The organism is Microbispora sp. CSR-4 (genome assembly GCF_008033685.1).
Taxonomy (GTDB): domain Bacteria; phylum Actinomycetota; class Actinomycetes; order Streptosporangiales; family Streptosporangiaceae; genus Microbispora.
Genome location: NZ_VJVX01000007.1, coordinates 111,632 through 125,648 on the forward strand (window position 1 = coordinate 111,632; position 14,017 = coordinate 125,648).

Annotated in this window: 14 protein-coding genes; 5 read left to right on the forward strand and 9 right to left on the reverse strand. The window is 71.0% G+C overall.

Annotated elements, in window-relative coordinates:
* Positions 1–736 precede the first annotated feature (736 nt).
* The 4 genes from FLV34_RS43365 to FLV34_RS08940 all read right to left on the reverse strand — a co-directional run bounded on the left by FLV34_RS43365 (position 737) and on the right by FLV34_RS08940 (position 3,251).
* On the reverse strand, positions 737–985 hold the full coding sequence (locus FLV34_RS43365; RefSeq protein WP_147942846.1) for an FxsA family protein: 249 nt from the start codon (positions 983–985) through the stop codon (positions 737–739).
* Between the two features lie 231 nt (positions 986–1,216).
* Positions 1,217–1,540 carry a hypothetical protein gene (locus FLV34_RS08930; RefSeq protein ID WP_142645717.1) on the reverse strand — a complete coding sequence of 108 codons (324 nt, stop codon included), beginning with the start codon at positions 1,538–1,540 and terminating at the stop codon, positions 1,217–1,219.
* Between the two features lie 15 nt (positions 1,541–1,555).
* Positions 1,556–2,563 (reverse strand): SPFH domain-containing protein, encoded by a 1,008-nt coding sequence (locus FLV34_RS08935; protein WP_147942847.1) that lies wholly within the window; start codon positions 2,561–2,563, stop codon positions 1,556–1,558.
* A 187-nt stretch (positions 2,564–2,750) separates the two neighbouring features.
* Positions 2,751–3,251: a carbonic anhydrase gene (locus FLV34_RS08940; protein ID WP_142645715.1), complete on the reverse strand. Its 501-nt coding sequence runs from the start codon at positions 3,249–3,251 to the stop codon at positions 2,751–2,753.
* A gap of 139 nt (positions 3,252–3,390) precedes the next feature.
* Between FLV34_RS08940 and FLV34_RS08945 the strand changes: the two genes are divergently transcribed.
* A complete protein-coding gene (locus FLV34_RS08945) occupies positions 3,391–3,756 on the forward strand; it encodes a VOC family protein (RefSeq protein WP_142645714.1) in 366 nt (121 codons plus the stop codon).
* 8 nt (positions 3,757–3,764) lie between these two features.
* Here the strand turns inward: FLV34_RS08945 and FLV34_RS08950 are convergent, their stop codons facing one another.
* Together FLV34_RS08950 and FLV34_RS08955 are read right to left on the reverse strand one after the other, a co-directional pair.
* On the reverse strand, positions 3,765–4,043 hold the full coding sequence (locus FLV34_RS08950) for a DUF3817 domain-containing protein (RefSeq protein ID WP_142645713.1): 279 nt from the start codon (positions 4,041–4,043) through the stop codon (positions 3,765–3,767).
* A gap of 2 nt (positions 4,044–4,045) precedes the next feature.
* Positions 4,046–4,540, reverse strand: coding sequence for a hypothetical protein (locus FLV34_RS08955; RefSeq protein WP_142645712.1), 495 nt, complete (start codon positions 4,538–4,540; stop codon positions 4,046–4,048).
* Between the two features lie 327 nt (positions 4,541–4,867).
* On the opposite strand from FLV34_RS08955, the gene FLV34_RS08960 reads away from it, so the two are divergent.
* Positions 4,868–5,836 (forward strand): GlxA family transcriptional regulator, encoded by a 969-nt coding sequence (locus FLV34_RS08960; protein WP_222709450.1) that lies wholly within the window; start codon positions 4,868–4,870, stop codon positions 5,834–5,836.
* Positions 5,837–6,008: 172 nt separating this feature from the next.
* Here FLV34_RS08960 and FLV34_RS08965 read toward each other — a convergent pair whose 3' ends face one another.
* On the reverse strand, positions 6,009–8,537 hold the full coding sequence (locus tag FLV34_RS08965) for a DNA topoisomerase (ATP-hydrolyzing) subunit A (protein ID WP_142645710.1): 2,529 nt from the start codon (positions 8,535–8,537) through the stop codon (positions 6,009–6,011).
* Between the two features lie 232 nt (positions 8,538–8,769).
* On the reverse strand, positions 8,770–9,345 hold the full coding sequence (locus tag FLV34_RS08970; protein WP_187280581.1) for a GNAT family N-acetyltransferase: 576 nt from the start codon (positions 9,343–9,345) through the stop codon (positions 8,770–8,772).
* A 191-nt stretch (positions 9,346–9,536) separates the two neighbouring features.
* Between FLV34_RS08970 and FLV34_RS08975 the strand changes: the two genes are divergently transcribed.
* The 3 genes from FLV34_RS08975 (at position 9,537) to FLV34_RS08985 (ending at position 12,966) form a co-directional block, all read left to right on the forward strand.
* A complete protein-coding gene (locus FLV34_RS08975; RefSeq protein ID WP_168065661.1) occupies positions 9,537–9,998 on the forward strand; it encodes an ester cyclase in 462 nt (153 codons plus the stop codon).
* 64 nt (positions 9,999–10,062) lie between these two features.
* Positions 10,063–12,174, forward strand: a complete 2,112-nt coding sequence (locus FLV34_RS08980) for a RecQ family ATP-dependent DNA helicase (RefSeq protein WP_222709451.1) — start codon at positions 10,063–10,065, stop codon at positions 12,172–12,174.
* A gap of 213 nt (positions 12,175–12,387) precedes the next feature.
* Positions 12,388–12,966: a hypothetical protein gene (locus FLV34_RS08985; protein ID WP_142645707.1), complete on the forward strand. Its 579-nt coding sequence runs from the start codon at positions 12,388–12,390 to the stop codon at positions 12,964–12,966.
* A gap of 109 nt (positions 12,967–13,075) precedes the next feature.
* Here FLV34_RS08985 and FLV34_RS08990 read toward each other — a convergent pair whose 3' ends face one another.
* Positions 13,076–13,969 carry a carbohydrate kinase family protein gene (locus tag FLV34_RS08990; RefSeq protein ID WP_147942850.1) on the reverse strand — a complete coding sequence of 298 codons (894 nt, stop codon included), beginning with the start codon at positions 13,967–13,969 and terminating at the stop codon, positions 13,076–13,078.
* Positions 13,970–14,017 lie beyond the last annotated feature (48 nt).

The window sequence follows — 14,017 nt, forward strand, 5'->3', positions numbered from 1 at the left end:
TGCCGGACCCTGTGGGCCTTGCGGGCCTGCCGGACCCTGTGGGCCTTGCGACCGTGCCGGCCCCGCGGGTCCCTGCGGACCCGCCACCTGGCTCTGGTGAGGCGCCCCGTCCGTGGTCAAAATCCTGTCCTGCGCGCTCCAGGTCTGCGCCGTCGCGTCAGAGTTCTGCCAGTTGTAGGGGAGCGCCACGGATGTCGTCTCTGTCTTCTGTACCGGCGGCAGCACCTGAGTGAGATCCCGCAGCATGTTCTGGTTCTGGTTCGCGCCCTGACGCTCGTGCTGCCTTTGCTTGTTCTTGCTTTTGTTCTTGTTCTTGTTCTTGTGATTCGGGCCCGGGCGATGAGAGGAGTGAACGGCGGGGCGAAGGTGTCCATGGCGGACTTGAGAGGCTGCCTCACGTGCGGCAGTGGCGGATTCGACGGCGGCGATGTCAATCACGGGGACGGTGCCGGCGGTCAGCACCGTGCCGATTGCGAAACCCCTGAACATGCTGCCGAGCGTGGCCAACGTGATCACCTCTAAATGAGATTCCACCCATAGGTGCGCGATGTCGAAATTTCCCCGGAGAGGCCCGTCGGCCGCAGGCCTCCCGGTGTGGACCATCTTGCATCCATTCATTCGATGCGCCCGTGCCGACACACAGGTGTCACACGCCGCCACCTATTTATTTATCGCTCTATTAATGACAGGTCTTCGGGTTGTCTACTTTATTCAGATAATCCCGTCGCATTCCGGCTTATGCTGAAAGTGCGGCATCGAAGAGACCTTCCTCCCGCCGTACGAGGTGAGCGGGCCGTGTCGAGACTCCGCACGGCGATGAGCCCGTCACGCGCGGTCGATGACCTCGCCGGACATCACGCGGCCCCGGCACGCCCGGGTCGGCGAGCGAGCGCACCCGGCGGCGGGTGAGCGGCAGGATCATGAAGAGCCCGAATACGTCGCTAAAGAAGCCGGGCCGGCAGCAGGCGCCACCGGCGACGATCAACGCGCCACCGGAGAGCTCCTTGTCCGGGCATGCGGCCCCGGCTCGATGGCCATGCGCGCCGCCGCCACCCCCACCGGCCCTCGCGGCAGTTACGGCCCTTACGGCTCAGAAGCCGTCAGCCGAGGATGCCGTCGGCGATGTGCCGGGCGACCTCGGACGGTGTGTGACCCTGGTGTCTCCCAGTGCCACCTCCGGTACGCCCGGCGGCCGCACCGTGGCGGGCGTACCGGCTCAGTTGGACTCGATCTCCAGGGTGCTGACCCGGTTGCGGGCCTCCAGCATGCCCTCCCGGTAGCGCTCGTCCCAGGCGGGATCGTCGTCGGGGATGGCCCTGACCGTCTGTCTGGTCAGCTCCACCGGCCCGTTGGGGCCGGGAGCGACCTTGCGTACGACGATCAGGGTCCATCCGTTCTCCATGACCGTGTCGGTCTCCCAGCGGGCCTGCCCGGCCACCTCGCGCCGCGACGCCGGCCTCCCGCCGCGCGCGAGCACCACGAGCAGATATATGAGCACGGCGATGACGATGAGTGTCACCGGAAGGGCGAGCAGGCGCATCGGGGTTGCGGCTTCCTACTTGGTGGGCAGGGCGACGCCTCCAGTATTGCCCGGCGCGTACACCGTGATGCCCTGGGGCAGGGCCTTCAGCTTCTCGATCTCCGCACACGTGGGGCACCTGTTGTAGCCGTCCTGGCGGGCCTTGTTGGCCTCGGCCTCGGCGCGCGCCTGGGCGACCTTCGCCTGCGCCTCGGTGACCTTCGCGAACGCGGCCTGCGCCTGGTTGACCGCCTCCTGGACCTCGGTGGGCAGGGTCACCCGCGAGAGGTTGAAGTGGATGTTGGTCACGAAGTCGGCGCCGAGAGTCGCCTTGAGGTCCTCCGCCAGGCTCGTGTTCACCGCGTTCTGGATCTTGGCGATGTTCGCGTTGTTGCCCTGCTGCGGCAGGCCGGTCTGCTGGGTGCCGCTGTTGTTCTGCACGAGCGCGCAGGAGGAGACCAGCTCGGCGCAGCGGAAGTTGTTGATCTGGGTGCGCAGGTCGTTGTCGATCACGGGACGGATGATCTGGTCGAGGAAGGCCGACCAGCCCTCGTCGCCGTCCCAGGGGTAGTAGGTCCCGCCGTTGGTGCTGCGGAACTTGCGCGTGCCGAACTTGTCGTCGAACGACTTCAGCGTCTCGTGGTCGAGGTTGAGCCCGAAGTAGAGCGTGCCCTCGATGCCCATGTTGACGCCGTCGCTGCTCGGCACGTTGACCACGTCGACGCCGGACTTCTCGCCCTCGCCGGAGTTCGAGGTGATCGTGTAGAACCGCTGCTGCGCCGGATAGCGGTGGATCTGGGACCACCAGCCGATCCAGGTGACTCCGGAACCGGGGTCGATGACCTGGCGGACCTTGTTGTCGTCGAGCGGGCCGCCGTCGCGGACGACCGCCACCTCGCCGCCGCTGGTGCGCTCGAACCCGCTGAAGGCACCGATCAGGGTCGGCGTCCCGACGACGATGAGCGCGAGGATCACCAGGATGGCGATGCGACGGAAGGATCGGCCTGACGTTCCGCCGGAGGCGGAGGAATTGCGGCTTGGCATATGGGGGCTCCTAGGGGGGGCGCCTCGGGACCGGTTGTGGTGCCGGGGAAAGGCTCACGTGTCGTCGGCCAGGACAACGTAGCAGCGGTGCGCCCTGGTTCCGGCATGGCCGGAAGGAGCGGAGAAGGAGCCCGACCCGGTCACGTACGGCAGGCCGGGCGGCCTGCCGTACGAGGAGGGGTGGGAATCAGAACTCGACGGGCTGGAGCCGTCCGGTGTGCACGTCGTAGATCGCGCCGCCTACGGCGAGGTCGTCGGGCAGGTAGGGGCTGGACGTGATGCGGGTGATGTCGTGCCGCAGCGCGGCCCGCTGGTCGGGGACGGTCTGGAAGTCGAGGCTGCGGGTGTCGACGCCGTAGTCGGCGGCGATGAGGTTGTGCACGTCCTCGTCGGTCGACTTGGACATCCGGCAGTCGGTGTGCGGCATCACCAGCACACGGTCGACGCCGAGCAGATAGACGGCGAGGACCAGGGTCCGCAGCACGTCGTCGGTCACCCGCGCACCCGCGTTGCGCAGGATCTTGGCATCGCCCGCGTTCAGGCCGAGCAGCCCGAGCGGGTCGATTCGGGAGTCCATGCACGTCACCACTGCCAGCCCACGCGCCGCGCGGCCGCTGAGCCCGGAGTGGGTGAACGTGCTCGCGTACTTTTCGTTGGCGGCCAGTAGATCGTCGAAAGCTCCGGTCATGTCACAGATGTTGCCCGATGCCCCTCCGAGCGGTCACGCGGGGGCGGGCTTTCGGGCACTTCCAAACGGCTGGCCATCGCTTGCGACACCGGTATAGGGTTTTCACCGGTGTTATCCGCTGGAGGGAGAAGAGGTCACCATGAGCGGTGTCGCACGTGTGCACTCGGTCGTGCTCGACTGTCCGGAGCCGAAGGCACTGGCCGGCTTCTACGCCGGGCTGCTCGGCTGGGAGGTCGCCGACGAGGACGAGGACTGGATCATGCTCGCCGGCGACGACCAGACCCGGATCGCCTTCCAGCGGGTTCCCGAGTACGTGCCCCCGGCCTGGCCGTCCGCCGAGCACCCGCAGCAGTTCCACCTCGATCTGAGCGTGGACGACATCGCCGAGGCGGAGAAGCAGGTGCTCGCCCTGGGGGCCGTCAGGCACGAGCACCAGCCGGGCGAGGGCCACTGGACGGTCTTCCTCGACCCGGCCGGGCATCCGTTCTGCCTGATCACCGGGTGAGCCGACGCCTAACCGAAGGAGTCGGCGGCTTTGTCCCGGCGCGTGAGACGCCGCAGGACGAGAAGGCCGCCGATTCCCGGCAGCCAGGCCAGCACCTTGCCGGTCGGGTCGCACTCCGCGTCACGGGCGGCGGCCACGACGACGATCAGGTACGCGCAGCCGTGCAGGGGGCCGACGAGCGAGGAGACGGGCGGCAGGTGCAGGGTGGCCAGATTGGCCAGGAGGACGGCCAGCGACCCCAGCTCAACGGCGGCGGCGGCGCGCAGCGCCGAATGAGGGCGTGACATGGTCAGACTCCCGTGGTCGAGCCGGGCCGGACGATCATCAGCACCGTGACGGCCGCCCACAGCAGGTTGAAGACGCCGGTCAGCATGGCGAGCCGCGCCACCCCACCGCCGGCGTCGGCGGGTGTGGAGTCCCCGGCGGTGAGCCTGGCGAGGACGGCGTCCTGACGCGGCAGGACCGCCAGGGCCAGGATCGCCGCCGCCGCGCCGGTGAGCAGGACGGACGCGATCACCCACGCGTCGCCCAGCACGCCGAGGCCGCTCGCCGTGGCGAACCCGAAGACCGGTACGGCCAGGCCCGCGACGGCGTAGACCCGGCAGATGCGGTGCAGAATGCGGAGCGCGGCCACGCCGCCGGTCCGGGCGCCGTCGCTCTCGTTGGAGAGGCCACGATTCGACAGGGCACGCGCGGCGGCGGGGAACATGCTCGCCGCGACGGCGACCGGGCCGACCGCGAGGATCGCGGCGAGGACGTGGACGGCCAGGAAGAACGCGGTCATCGTGCCTGGTCCCATATCAGCGGGCGGCGCTCGCACCCGAAGGCGCTGAGCGCGTCGAGCCCTGGGTGGTGACCGGTCACGTGGCGCGCGAACTGGGCCGGCATGGGCATCGCTCCTTGTCGTCGCGGGTGTCGTCGCGGGTGTCGTCGCGGGTGTCGTCGGCGGTGTCGTCGGCGGTGCGGTCACCAACCGTAGGAGTGCGGCCCGGGGCGATCCCAGAGGCGAGAACGACAAAAGCCAACGGATTCTCGCCAACGGTTCTCACCGGAGAGTTCGCGTATCAGGCCTGGATGTGGTGGTGGCGGGATCCCGTCTATCGTGGCGATCGTGCACACTGTGGCGATCTTGGCACTGGACCATGTCGTGCCGTTCGATCTGGCGACCCCCATCGAGGTGTTCGGGCGCACCCGCCTGCCGGACGGCCGGAGCCCCTATCGGGTGCGGGTGTGCGGGCCCGCCCCCGAAGTGGAGAGCGACGCGTTCGCCCTGCGCGTGCCGTACGGCCTCGACGCGCTGGCCGAGGCCGACACGGTCATCGTCCCCGGCCGCTCCGAGCGGGCCGGGCCGCCTCCGGCCGAGGCGCTTGAGGCGCTGCGCCACGCCGCCTCGCGGGGCACCCGCCTCGCGTCGATCTGCGTCGGCGCGTTCACGCTCGCGGCGGCAGGGCTGCTGGACGGCCTGCGGGCGACCACGCACTGGGCGGCGGCGCCCCTGCTGGCCCGGCGGTTCCCGCTCGTGGACGTGCGGCCGGACGTGCTCTACGTCGACAACGGGCAGGTGCTCACCTCGGCGGGCGCGGCCGCCGGGCTCGACCTGTGCCTGCACATGATCCGGCGCGACCACGGCTCGGCCGTCGCGGCCGACGCGGCCCGCCTGTCGGTGATGCCGCTGGAGCGGGAGGGAGGCCAGGCCCAGTTCATCGTCCACGAGCACCCTCCGGTGCCCAGCGGCTCGGTGCTGGAGCCGGTGCTGGCGTGGATCGAGGACAACCTCGGCCACGACCTGACCCTGCGGGAGATGGCGGCCCGCTGCGGGATGAGCGAGCGGACGTTCAGCAGGCGCTTCCGGCAGCAGACCGGCACCACACCGCTGCAGTGGCTGCTGCGCGCCCGGGTCCGGCGGGCGCAGTATCTGCTGGAGAACACCGACCACGGCATCGAACGCATCGCCACGCAGGCAGGTTTCGGGTCGCCGACGGCGTTCAGGGAGCGGTTCAAGCGGGTCGTGGGGACCACGCCGCAGGCGTACCGCGCCTCGTTCCACTCCTCGTCCCGGGAGAGCCCCGCCGCCACCTGAGCGCCGCGAAAGGGCGCGCGGCGGCGGCGCGGAGCCGTGAAACCGGCCCCGCGCCGCAGGTGTCGCATAGGGCGGCGTGCCGCCTGTGCGGCATGGGGCGGCTCCGCGCCGCCGTGCCACATGGGCGGCGAGGAGCCGCCTGCGCGTCATCGTGGCGGCTCTTGGCCTCCGGTCACTGGGACGGCTCTTCGCCTCCGGTGTCGCCGGTGGTGGCCAGGCCGCCCTCCGTCGCGGCGGCCTCCTCGCCGCCGTCCGCGCCGAGCGCGCCGCCGATCGCGGCGATGGCGTGCACGAGGCGCACCCCGGAGCCGTCACGGCGGCCGAGCTCCTCGGGCAGCGGCACCGGCTTGCCGGTCGAGGAGACGGCCTTGACCGGTGCCGGGCCGGCGTAGGCGAGCAGCAGGACGTCTTCGCCCTTCAGGAAGCGCTGGGCGCGCACGCCACCGGTCGCCCGCCCCTTGGGCGGGAAGTCGGCGTAGTCGGAGACCTTGCCCGCGCCCATCTGCGTGCCGGGCAGGGCGGTGGAGGAGCCGGCGATCGTCACCACACGCGCCTCCCGCGTGGGATCGACCACGCCGAAGAAGACCACCTTCGCGTCGCCGTCGAGGCGTACGCCCGCCATGCCGCCCGCGGGACGTCCCTGGGGCCGTACGACGGAGGCGGGGAAGCGCAGGAGCTGCGCGTCGCTGGTGATGAACACCAGGTCGTGGTCGGCGGAGGTCAGCTCGACGGCGCCGACTACCACGTCGCCGTCCCGCAGCCCGATCACCTCGAACTCGTCGCGGTTGACCGGATATTCGGGCACGACCCGCTTGACCACGCCCTGGCTGGTGCCGAGTGCGAGCCCCGGCCCGTCCGGGTCGAGCGAGCCCAGCCCGACGACCTTCTCGTCCGGTTCGAGGGCGACATACTCCGACACCGGATGGCCGCCGGCGAGCGAGGGCGGATTGGCCGAGGGCGGCAGTGCGGGCAGGTCGAGCACCGAGACCCGGATCATCCGGCCCTGGGAGGTCACCACGCCCACCTCGCCGCGCACGGTCGAGCGGACCACAGAGACCAGCACGTCGTGCGCCGTCCGGTCGCCCTCGCCGGAGACGGGCGAGGCGTCGGTCGTACGGGCGAGCAGGCCGGTGGACGACAGCAGCACCAGGCAGGGATCGTCGGCCACCTCCAGCGGCACGACGGCGGTCCTGGCCGCCTCCGACGACTCCAGCAGGACCGTGCGGCGCGGCGTGCCGTACGTCTTGGCCACCTCGGCCAGCTCGGACGACACGACCTTGCGCAGCCGGTCGTCAGAGCCGAGGATCTCGTTCAGCTCGGCGATGTCGGCCTGGAGCTGCTCCTTCTCGCGGTCGAGCTCCAGCTTGTCGTAGCGGGTGAGGCGGCGCAGCGGGGTGTCGAGGATGTAGTTGGCCTGGATCTCGCTCAGCTCGAAGGTCTCCATGAGCCGCGTGCGGGCCTGGGCCGTGTCGTCCGAGTCGCGGATCACCCGGATGACCTGGTCGATGTTGAGCAGCGCGATGATCAGGCCGTCGACGAGGTGGAGCCGTTCCTCGCGCTTGCGCAGCCGATAGAGCGACCGCCTGCGCACGACGTCGAGCCGGTGGTCCACGTAGACCGACAGCAGCTCGCGCAGGCCGAGCGTGCGCGGCTGGCCGTCGACGAGCGCGACGTTGTTGATGCCGAAGGTCTCCTCCATCGGCGTCAGCCGATAGAGCTCCTCCAGCACGGCCTCCGGGTTGAAGCCGTTCTTGATCTCGATGACCAGGCGCAGGCCCTTGTGGCGGTCGGTCAGGTCCTTGAGGTCGGCGATGCCGGTGAGCTTCTTCGCGTTCACCAGCTCTTTGATCTTGGTGACGACCCGCTCGGGGCCCACGTTGAACGGCAGCTCGGTGACGACGATGCCCTTGCGGCGCGGCGTGACCTGCTCGATCGTCGCCTTGGCCCGCATCTTGAAGGTGCCGCGGCCGGTCTCGTACGCGTCCCTGATGCCGTTCAGGCCGATGATCGTGCCGCCGGTCGGCAGGTCGGGGCCGGGGACGAAGCGCATGAGCTCGTCGAGCGTCGCGTCCGGCTTCCTGATCAGGTAGCGGGCCGCGGCGATGACCTCGCCGAGGTTGTGCGGGGCCATGTTGGTGGCCATGCCGACCGCGATGCCGGAGGCGCCGTTGACGAGCAGGTTGGGGAACGCCGACGGCATGACCGACGGCTCGGTCTCCTGGCCGTCGTAGTTGGGCTTGAAGTCGACGGTGTCCTCGTCGATCGACTGCACCATGAGCATGGCGGCCGGCGCGAGGCGGGCCTCGGTGTAGCGCATCGCCGCGGGCAGGTCGTCGGGAGAGCCGAAGTTGCCGTGCCCGTCGACCAGCGGCAGGCGCATCGAGAACGGCTGCGCGAGCCGTACGAGCGCGTCGTAGATGGCCGAGTCGCCGTGCGGGTGGAGCTTGCCCATGACCTCGCCGACGACGCGGGAGGACTTGACGTGCCCGCGGTCGGGCCGCAGGCCCATCTCGCTCATGGAGTAGAGGATGCGGCGCTGGACGGGCTTGAGTCCGTCGCGCGCGTCGGGCAGCGCGCGCTGGTAGATCACCGAGTAGGCGTACTCAAGGAAGCTCGTCCGCATCTCCGCGGAGACGTCGATGTCGACGATCCGCTCCTCGAAGTCCTCGTCCGGCGGGGGTGTCGTCGTGCGTCGGGCCATGTCCTGGTTTCCTGCGTGTCGAGGAGCCGGACCCCGGCCGTCGTGACCGGGGAGGGCGAACGGTCGTGGTGAACATCAATAGTGGGCATCGAACATTCTGCCGAGAGTTCACCCTGTTCGCGACTCACCACCATACTGCCGGGCTCGTGCCCGCCGTCCGGCTTCCCCGACGGGACAGCCCTTCCCGGTTTCGGACCGGTCCCGGACCGGTCCCGGACCGGTCCTGGACGGGTCAGTCGCGGGGGCCGGCGCCGGGCCAGGGACCGGGCGTCTCGCCCTCGTCCTCGTCGCCGGGCGCGTTCAGCTTCTCGTCGTAGATCCGGAAGCCCCGGGCCTTGTAGTTCGCCAGCGCCGCGGGCCCGTCGAGGGAGCAGGTGTGCACCCACCCCCGCCGGGTGGCCTCCCGCTCAGGCCAGCGCCCGGCGAGGTCCCAGGCTCGGGCCGTGGCCTCGCCCAGCAGCCACCCGCCGAGGCCCTGCCCGATCGCGTACGGCAGGAGCCCGAAGTTGGTGATCTCGACCGTGGCGTCGTCCTGGGCCACCAGCTCGGCGTACCCGGCGGGGGTGCCGCGCACCCAGGCCACCCAGGTCTCGACGCCCGGCCGGTCGAGCCAGTCCCTCCACTGCTTCCAGGTCCACGGCAGCCGGTTGGTCCACTGCCAGTCGCCGCCTACGGCCGTGTAGAGGAAGCGGCTGAACTCGGGGCTGGGGACCTCGGCGCGGACGACCTGCGCGGGGATCGCGGGGGTCCGTCCCGGCCGCAGGTCTGCGGGGCTGGTCTGTTCGAGATACCAGGTGGTCACGTCCATAGCGGGACTCATCCAACCACGACGCCCGTCCGGGGCCGGATGCGGCCGCCGGGCCTCGCCCCCGTCCGGGGCCGGAGGTGACGCCCGCGCCTCACTCCAGCTGATGGGGCAAATGGGCGTATATGTACTGTTTATCCAGTTATAGCTGCTTCTTTGGTTCCTCCCCCCGAGAGAATGGAGGTGCTCCCGCGGTGTACGACGTCGTTGACCGGATGCTCGACGCGATGAACGCGCACGACCTGCAGGCGGTGTTGCGGTGCTATGCGCCGGGCGCGGTGGTGATCGGACCGGAGATGGAGGCGGGGGAGCCCGGGGAGATCGGGTCCTACATGCTGCAGATGTGGGAGGGCTTTCCCGACCTGCACTTCACCCGATGGGAGACGATCACACTCGCGGACGCGGTCGCGACGGAGATGACAGCGGCAGGCACGCACACCGGGCCCTATCTGGTCGTCGGGGGCGATCTTCTCGCCCCGACCGGCCGGCGCATCAGCGTACGCGTCTCCTGGTTCTGGCATCTGGAGGACGGCCTCATCCTGAGCCAGCGCTGCTACTACGACCAGCTCGAGATCTATTCGCAGCTCGGCCTGCGGCTGCCCCTGTGCTTCGCGGACGAGGACGCCGGAAGCGGCGCGCCCGCAGAACGCGGTTAGTTTCCCGCCTCGCCTCCCGCGATCGCGGCGGAAACGGTCGGCGGGACCTGGTACCAATGGGCGGGTGAGCGAAGAAGAGGTGACGCTGCGGGAAGAGGCCGAGGCCCGGCTGCGGGCGCTCGCCGGCGATCAGGCGCGGCTGCGCGACGACCAGTGGGCCGCCATCAAGGCCCTGGTCATGGACCGCAGGCGGGCGCTGGTCGTGCAGCGCACCGGCTGGGGAAAGTCGGCCGTCTACTTCATCGCGACCGCGCTGCTGCGCGAGCTCGGCGAGGGCCCCACGGTCATCGTCTCCCCGCTCCTGGCGCTGATGCGCAACCAGATCGCCGCCGCCGAGCGGGCCGGCATCCACGCCGAGACGATCAACTCGGCCAACCCCGAAGAGTGGGAGAAAGTCTACGGCCAGGTCGCCGAGGGCGCGGTCGACGTGCTGCTGGTCAGCCCCGAGCGGCTGAACAACCCCGACTTCCGCGACAACGTGCTGCCCGAGCTGGCCGGCAGCGCGGGGCTCCTGGTGATCGACGAGGCCCACTGCATCTCCGACTGGGGCCACGACTTCCGGCCCGACTATCGCAGGCTCCGCACTCTGCTGGCCGAGCTGCCGCCGGGCATCCCCGTGCTGGCCACGACGGCCACGGCGAACGCCCGGGTCACCCGCGACGTGGCCGAGCAGCTCGCCGTCACCCAGGAGTGGGACGAGCTGCCCGGCGGCGAGGTGTTCGTCCTGCGCGGCCCCCTGGAGCGCGAGAGCCTCCACCTCAGCGTCGTACGGCTCGGCGGAGCGGACCAGCGGCTCGCCTGGCTGGCCAGGACGCTGCACGAGCTGCCGGGCTCCGGCATCGTCTACACGCTGACCGTCGCCGCGGCCCAGGAGATCGCCGCGTACCTGCGCGAGCAGGGCCACACCGTCGCCGCGTACACCGGGCAGACCGAGCCGGCCGACCGGCTGGCGGCCGAGGAGGACCTGCTCGGCAACCGGGTCAAGGCGCTGGTCGCGACGTCGGCGCTGGGGATGGGCTTCGACAAGCCCGACCTGGGCTTCGTCATCCATGTGGGCGCGCCGGCCTCGCCCGTGGCGTACTACCAGCAGGTGGGCCGTGCCGGGCGCGGCGTGGAGCGGGCCGAGGTCATCCTGCTGCCCGGCCCCGAGGACCGGGAGATCTGGGCCTATTTCGCGTCGCTCGCCTTCCCTCCCGAGGGAGTGGTCAGGGCGACGCTCGACGCGCTGTCCGAGGGGGGAGTGCTGTCCACCGCCGCGCTGGAGACGCGGGTCGACCTCAGCCGGAGCCGCCTGGAGATGATGCTCAAAGTGCTCGACGTGGACGGCGCCGTGCGCCGGGTCAAGGGCGGCTGGGAGGCCACCGGCGAGCCGTGGAGCTACGACGCCGAGCGTTACGCCCGGGTGGCCGCCGAGCGCCGCGCGGAGCAGGAGGCCATGCTCGGCTACATCACGACCACCGAATGCCGGGAGCAGTTCCTGCGCCGCCACCTCGACGACGAGTCGGCGACTCCGTGCGGCAGGTGTGACAACTGCACCGGCGCCCACAGGTCCGCCGAGGTGCCGGATGACGCCGTCCGGGCCGCCCAGCAGCGGCTCGCGCGTCCCGGCGTCGAGATCGAGCCGCGCCGCCAGTGGCCCACCGGCCTACCGGACCTGAAGGGGCGGATCAAGCCCGAGCTGTGCGCCGAGCCCGGCCGCGCGCTCGGCCGTCTGACCGACATCGGTTGGGGCACCCGCCTGCGCGACCTGTTCGCGGCGGGCGACGGGCCCGTCCCCGACGACGTGTTCGCGGCCGTGATCGAGGTGCTGAAGTCGTGGGGATGGGAGCGGCGTCCGGTCGTGGTGGTCGCGATGCCGTCGGGTTCGCGGCCGGCGCTGGTCGGGTCGCTCGCCGAGCGGCTCGCCCAGGTGGGCCGGCTGGAATATCTCGGGACGCTCGGTTATCGCGACGGGTCGCCGGCCGCCCGGCACAACAGCGCCCAGCGGGTGACGGCCATCCGGGGGACGCTCGCGATGCCGCGTGACGTGGCCGCGAGGATCGCGGCGGCGGGCGGGCCGGTGCTGCTGGTGGACGACCGCGTGGACAGCGGATGGACGATGGCCATGGCCGCCGCCCAGGTCAGGCACGCCGGGGCGCCCGCCGTGCTGCCGCTTGCCCTGGCCGTCACCAACTGACCCGTCTCAGCGGCCCCGGACCGGGCACCCCCCGGCCACGACCGGGGCGTCCCTGACGGGCAGGGGCAGTGAGCCGGGACTGGGCCGGGCTCCGGACCTGCGCTCGGGGCCGCACTAGGGGCCGCACTAGGGGCTGCGCTCGGGGGCGGGTCAGGGCGAGGTCAGGGTGGTCACCTCATCCCGGGGCCGGGTTTGATCAACAGACTTGTCGCCATGAAATCACTTGTTGTGGCTCCGGTCCTGGTCGGCGCGTACGGCGTCGCCCGCATCGCCGACGGACTCGACGGGAGCCGCGGGCCCGGCCTGGCCTGGACCGTGGGGCACCTGTGCTTCCTGGCCGCGTTGGTGCTCTTCGTGCAGATCTTCGGGCGGCTCCGGGCGATGGCCGGTGGCGGCGTGGTGGCCACGGCGGGATACGCCGCAGGGCTCATCGGGGCGCTGGCGCTGGCCGCGCAGTTCACGATCGACCTGGTGGTCGGCTTCCTGTCCGCCGATCATGACGCGATGGGGCCGCGCTTCGAGGCCGTCAAGGCGATCCCGGGCGTCGAGCCGGTCGTGTACACCGTCGTCCCGTTGCTGTTCTACGTCGGCATGGTCGTGCTGGTGGCCCGGCTCGCCGCGGGGCGGCGGGTGCCGTGGTGGAGCGCGGTGCTGGTGCTCGTGCAGGCCGTGCTCCCGCTGGTGAGCAAGGACCTGATCCCGCTGGGCGCGGCCCTGCTCCTGCTGGCCTTCGTGCCGCTGCTGCGCCTGCGGCCCGCGCGGCCGGCCGTGGCCGCGCGAAGCCCGTTCTGAGCCTGCTCCCGTACGAACCGCGCCCTGCAGAACAGGGCCTCTGAAACACGGGCCTCACGAAGAAGGCCCTACAGAACAGCGCCCTTTAGAGCCGACGTCAGAGACGGGGTCAGAGGCGGGGGCGGGCGCCGAGGGTGGAGATGCACTTGGCGGCGAGGGCGTTGCCCGCCGCCAGCGCCTCGGCGGCCGGCTTGCCGTCCAGCCAGACCGGCAGGAAACCGGCGGTGAAGGCGTCACCGGCGCCCGTGCCGTCCACGATCCGGTCGACGACCTCGGCGGGCGCCCGGACCGGCTCGGGACGGTTGTTGGAGAACCAGAGCGAGCCCTCGGCGTTGAGCTTGATCACGACCTGGGGGAACCAGGCGGTCAGCACCTTGGCCGCCGCGGCGGGGTCGTCCCTGCCGGTGAGCACCTTGGCCTGGTCGGTGTTGGCGAACAGCAGCTTCGCGCCGTCGGTCCACTCGAGGAAGGGTTCGGCGCCGGTCCGCTCCAGCGGGGCGGAGGAGGCGCAGTCCACCGAGATCGACATGCCGGACCGCCGGGCCATGTCGAGCGCGGCGAGGCCGGCGTCGCGCGAGCCCTCGTTGATCAGCGTGTAGCCCGACATGTGCAGGTGGCCGCCGCCGCCGAACAGGTCGCGCGGCAGGTCCTCGGGGGACAGCGCGGCGTTGGCGCCGGGGTCGGACAGCATGGTCCGCTCGCCCTTGTGGGTGACGAGCACGACGCAGGTGCCGGTCGGCCGCTCGGGGTCCATGACGAGGCGGGCGTCCACGCCGTAGCCCATGAGCTCCATGTCGCGGTTGCGGCCCGTGATGTCGGCGCCGCGGCGGCCGATGAAGGCGACCTCCGAGCCCTCCACGGCGAGCCAGGAGGCGATGTTGGCGCCGGAGCCGCCACCGTGCATGGTCACGACGGCCGGGGTGTCGCTCGCCCTGGCAAGAGGGAATTTCGCGCGAGCGACCGCGTCCGTCATGAGATCGCCCACCACGACGACCCGCGTCATGATGTCACCACCTTGCCAACTGCTTGTGGAGGTGAGCCATGCCCATGG

Coding starts and splice junctions, on each gene's coding strand:
- FLV34_RS08930 (WP_142645717.1), bottom strand. CDS start 1,540: ATGCGCCTGCTCGCCCTTCCGGTGACACTCATCGTCATCGCCGTGCTC.
- FLV34_RS08935 (WP_147942847.1), bottom strand. CDS start 2,563: ATGCCAAGCCGCAATTCCTCCGCCTCCGGCGGAACGTCAGGCCGATCC.
- FLV34_RS08940 (WP_142645715.1), bottom strand. CDS start 3,251: ATGACCGGAGCTTTCGACGATCTACTGGCCGCCAACGAAAAGTACGCG.
- FLV34_RS08945 (WP_142645714.1), top strand. CDS start 3,391: ATGAGCGGTGTCGCACGTGTGCACTCGGTCGTGCTCGACTGTCCGGAG.
- FLV34_RS08950 (WP_142645713.1), bottom strand. CDS start 4,043: ATGTCACGCCCTCATTCGGCGCTGCGCGCCGCCGCCGCCGTTGAGCTG.
- FLV34_RS08955 (WP_142645712.1), bottom strand. CDS start 4,540: ATGACCGCGTTCTTCCTGGCCGTCCACGTCCTCGCCGCGATCCTCGCG.
- FLV34_RS08965 (WP_142645710.1), bottom strand. CDS start 8,537: ATGGCCCGACGCACGACGACACCCCCGCCGGACGAGGACTTCGAGGAG.
- FLV34_RS08970 (WP_187280581.1), bottom strand. CDS start 9,345: ATGGACGTGACCACCTGGTATCTCGAACAGACCAGCCCCGCAGACCTG.
- FLV34_RS08985 (WP_142645707.1), top strand. CDS start 12,388: ATGAAATCACTTGTTGTGGCTCCGGTCCTGGTCGGCGCGTACGGCGTC.
- FLV34_RS08990 (WP_147942850.1), bottom strand. CDS start 13,969: ATGACGCGGGTCGTCGTGGTGGGCGATCTCATGACGGACGCGGTCGCT.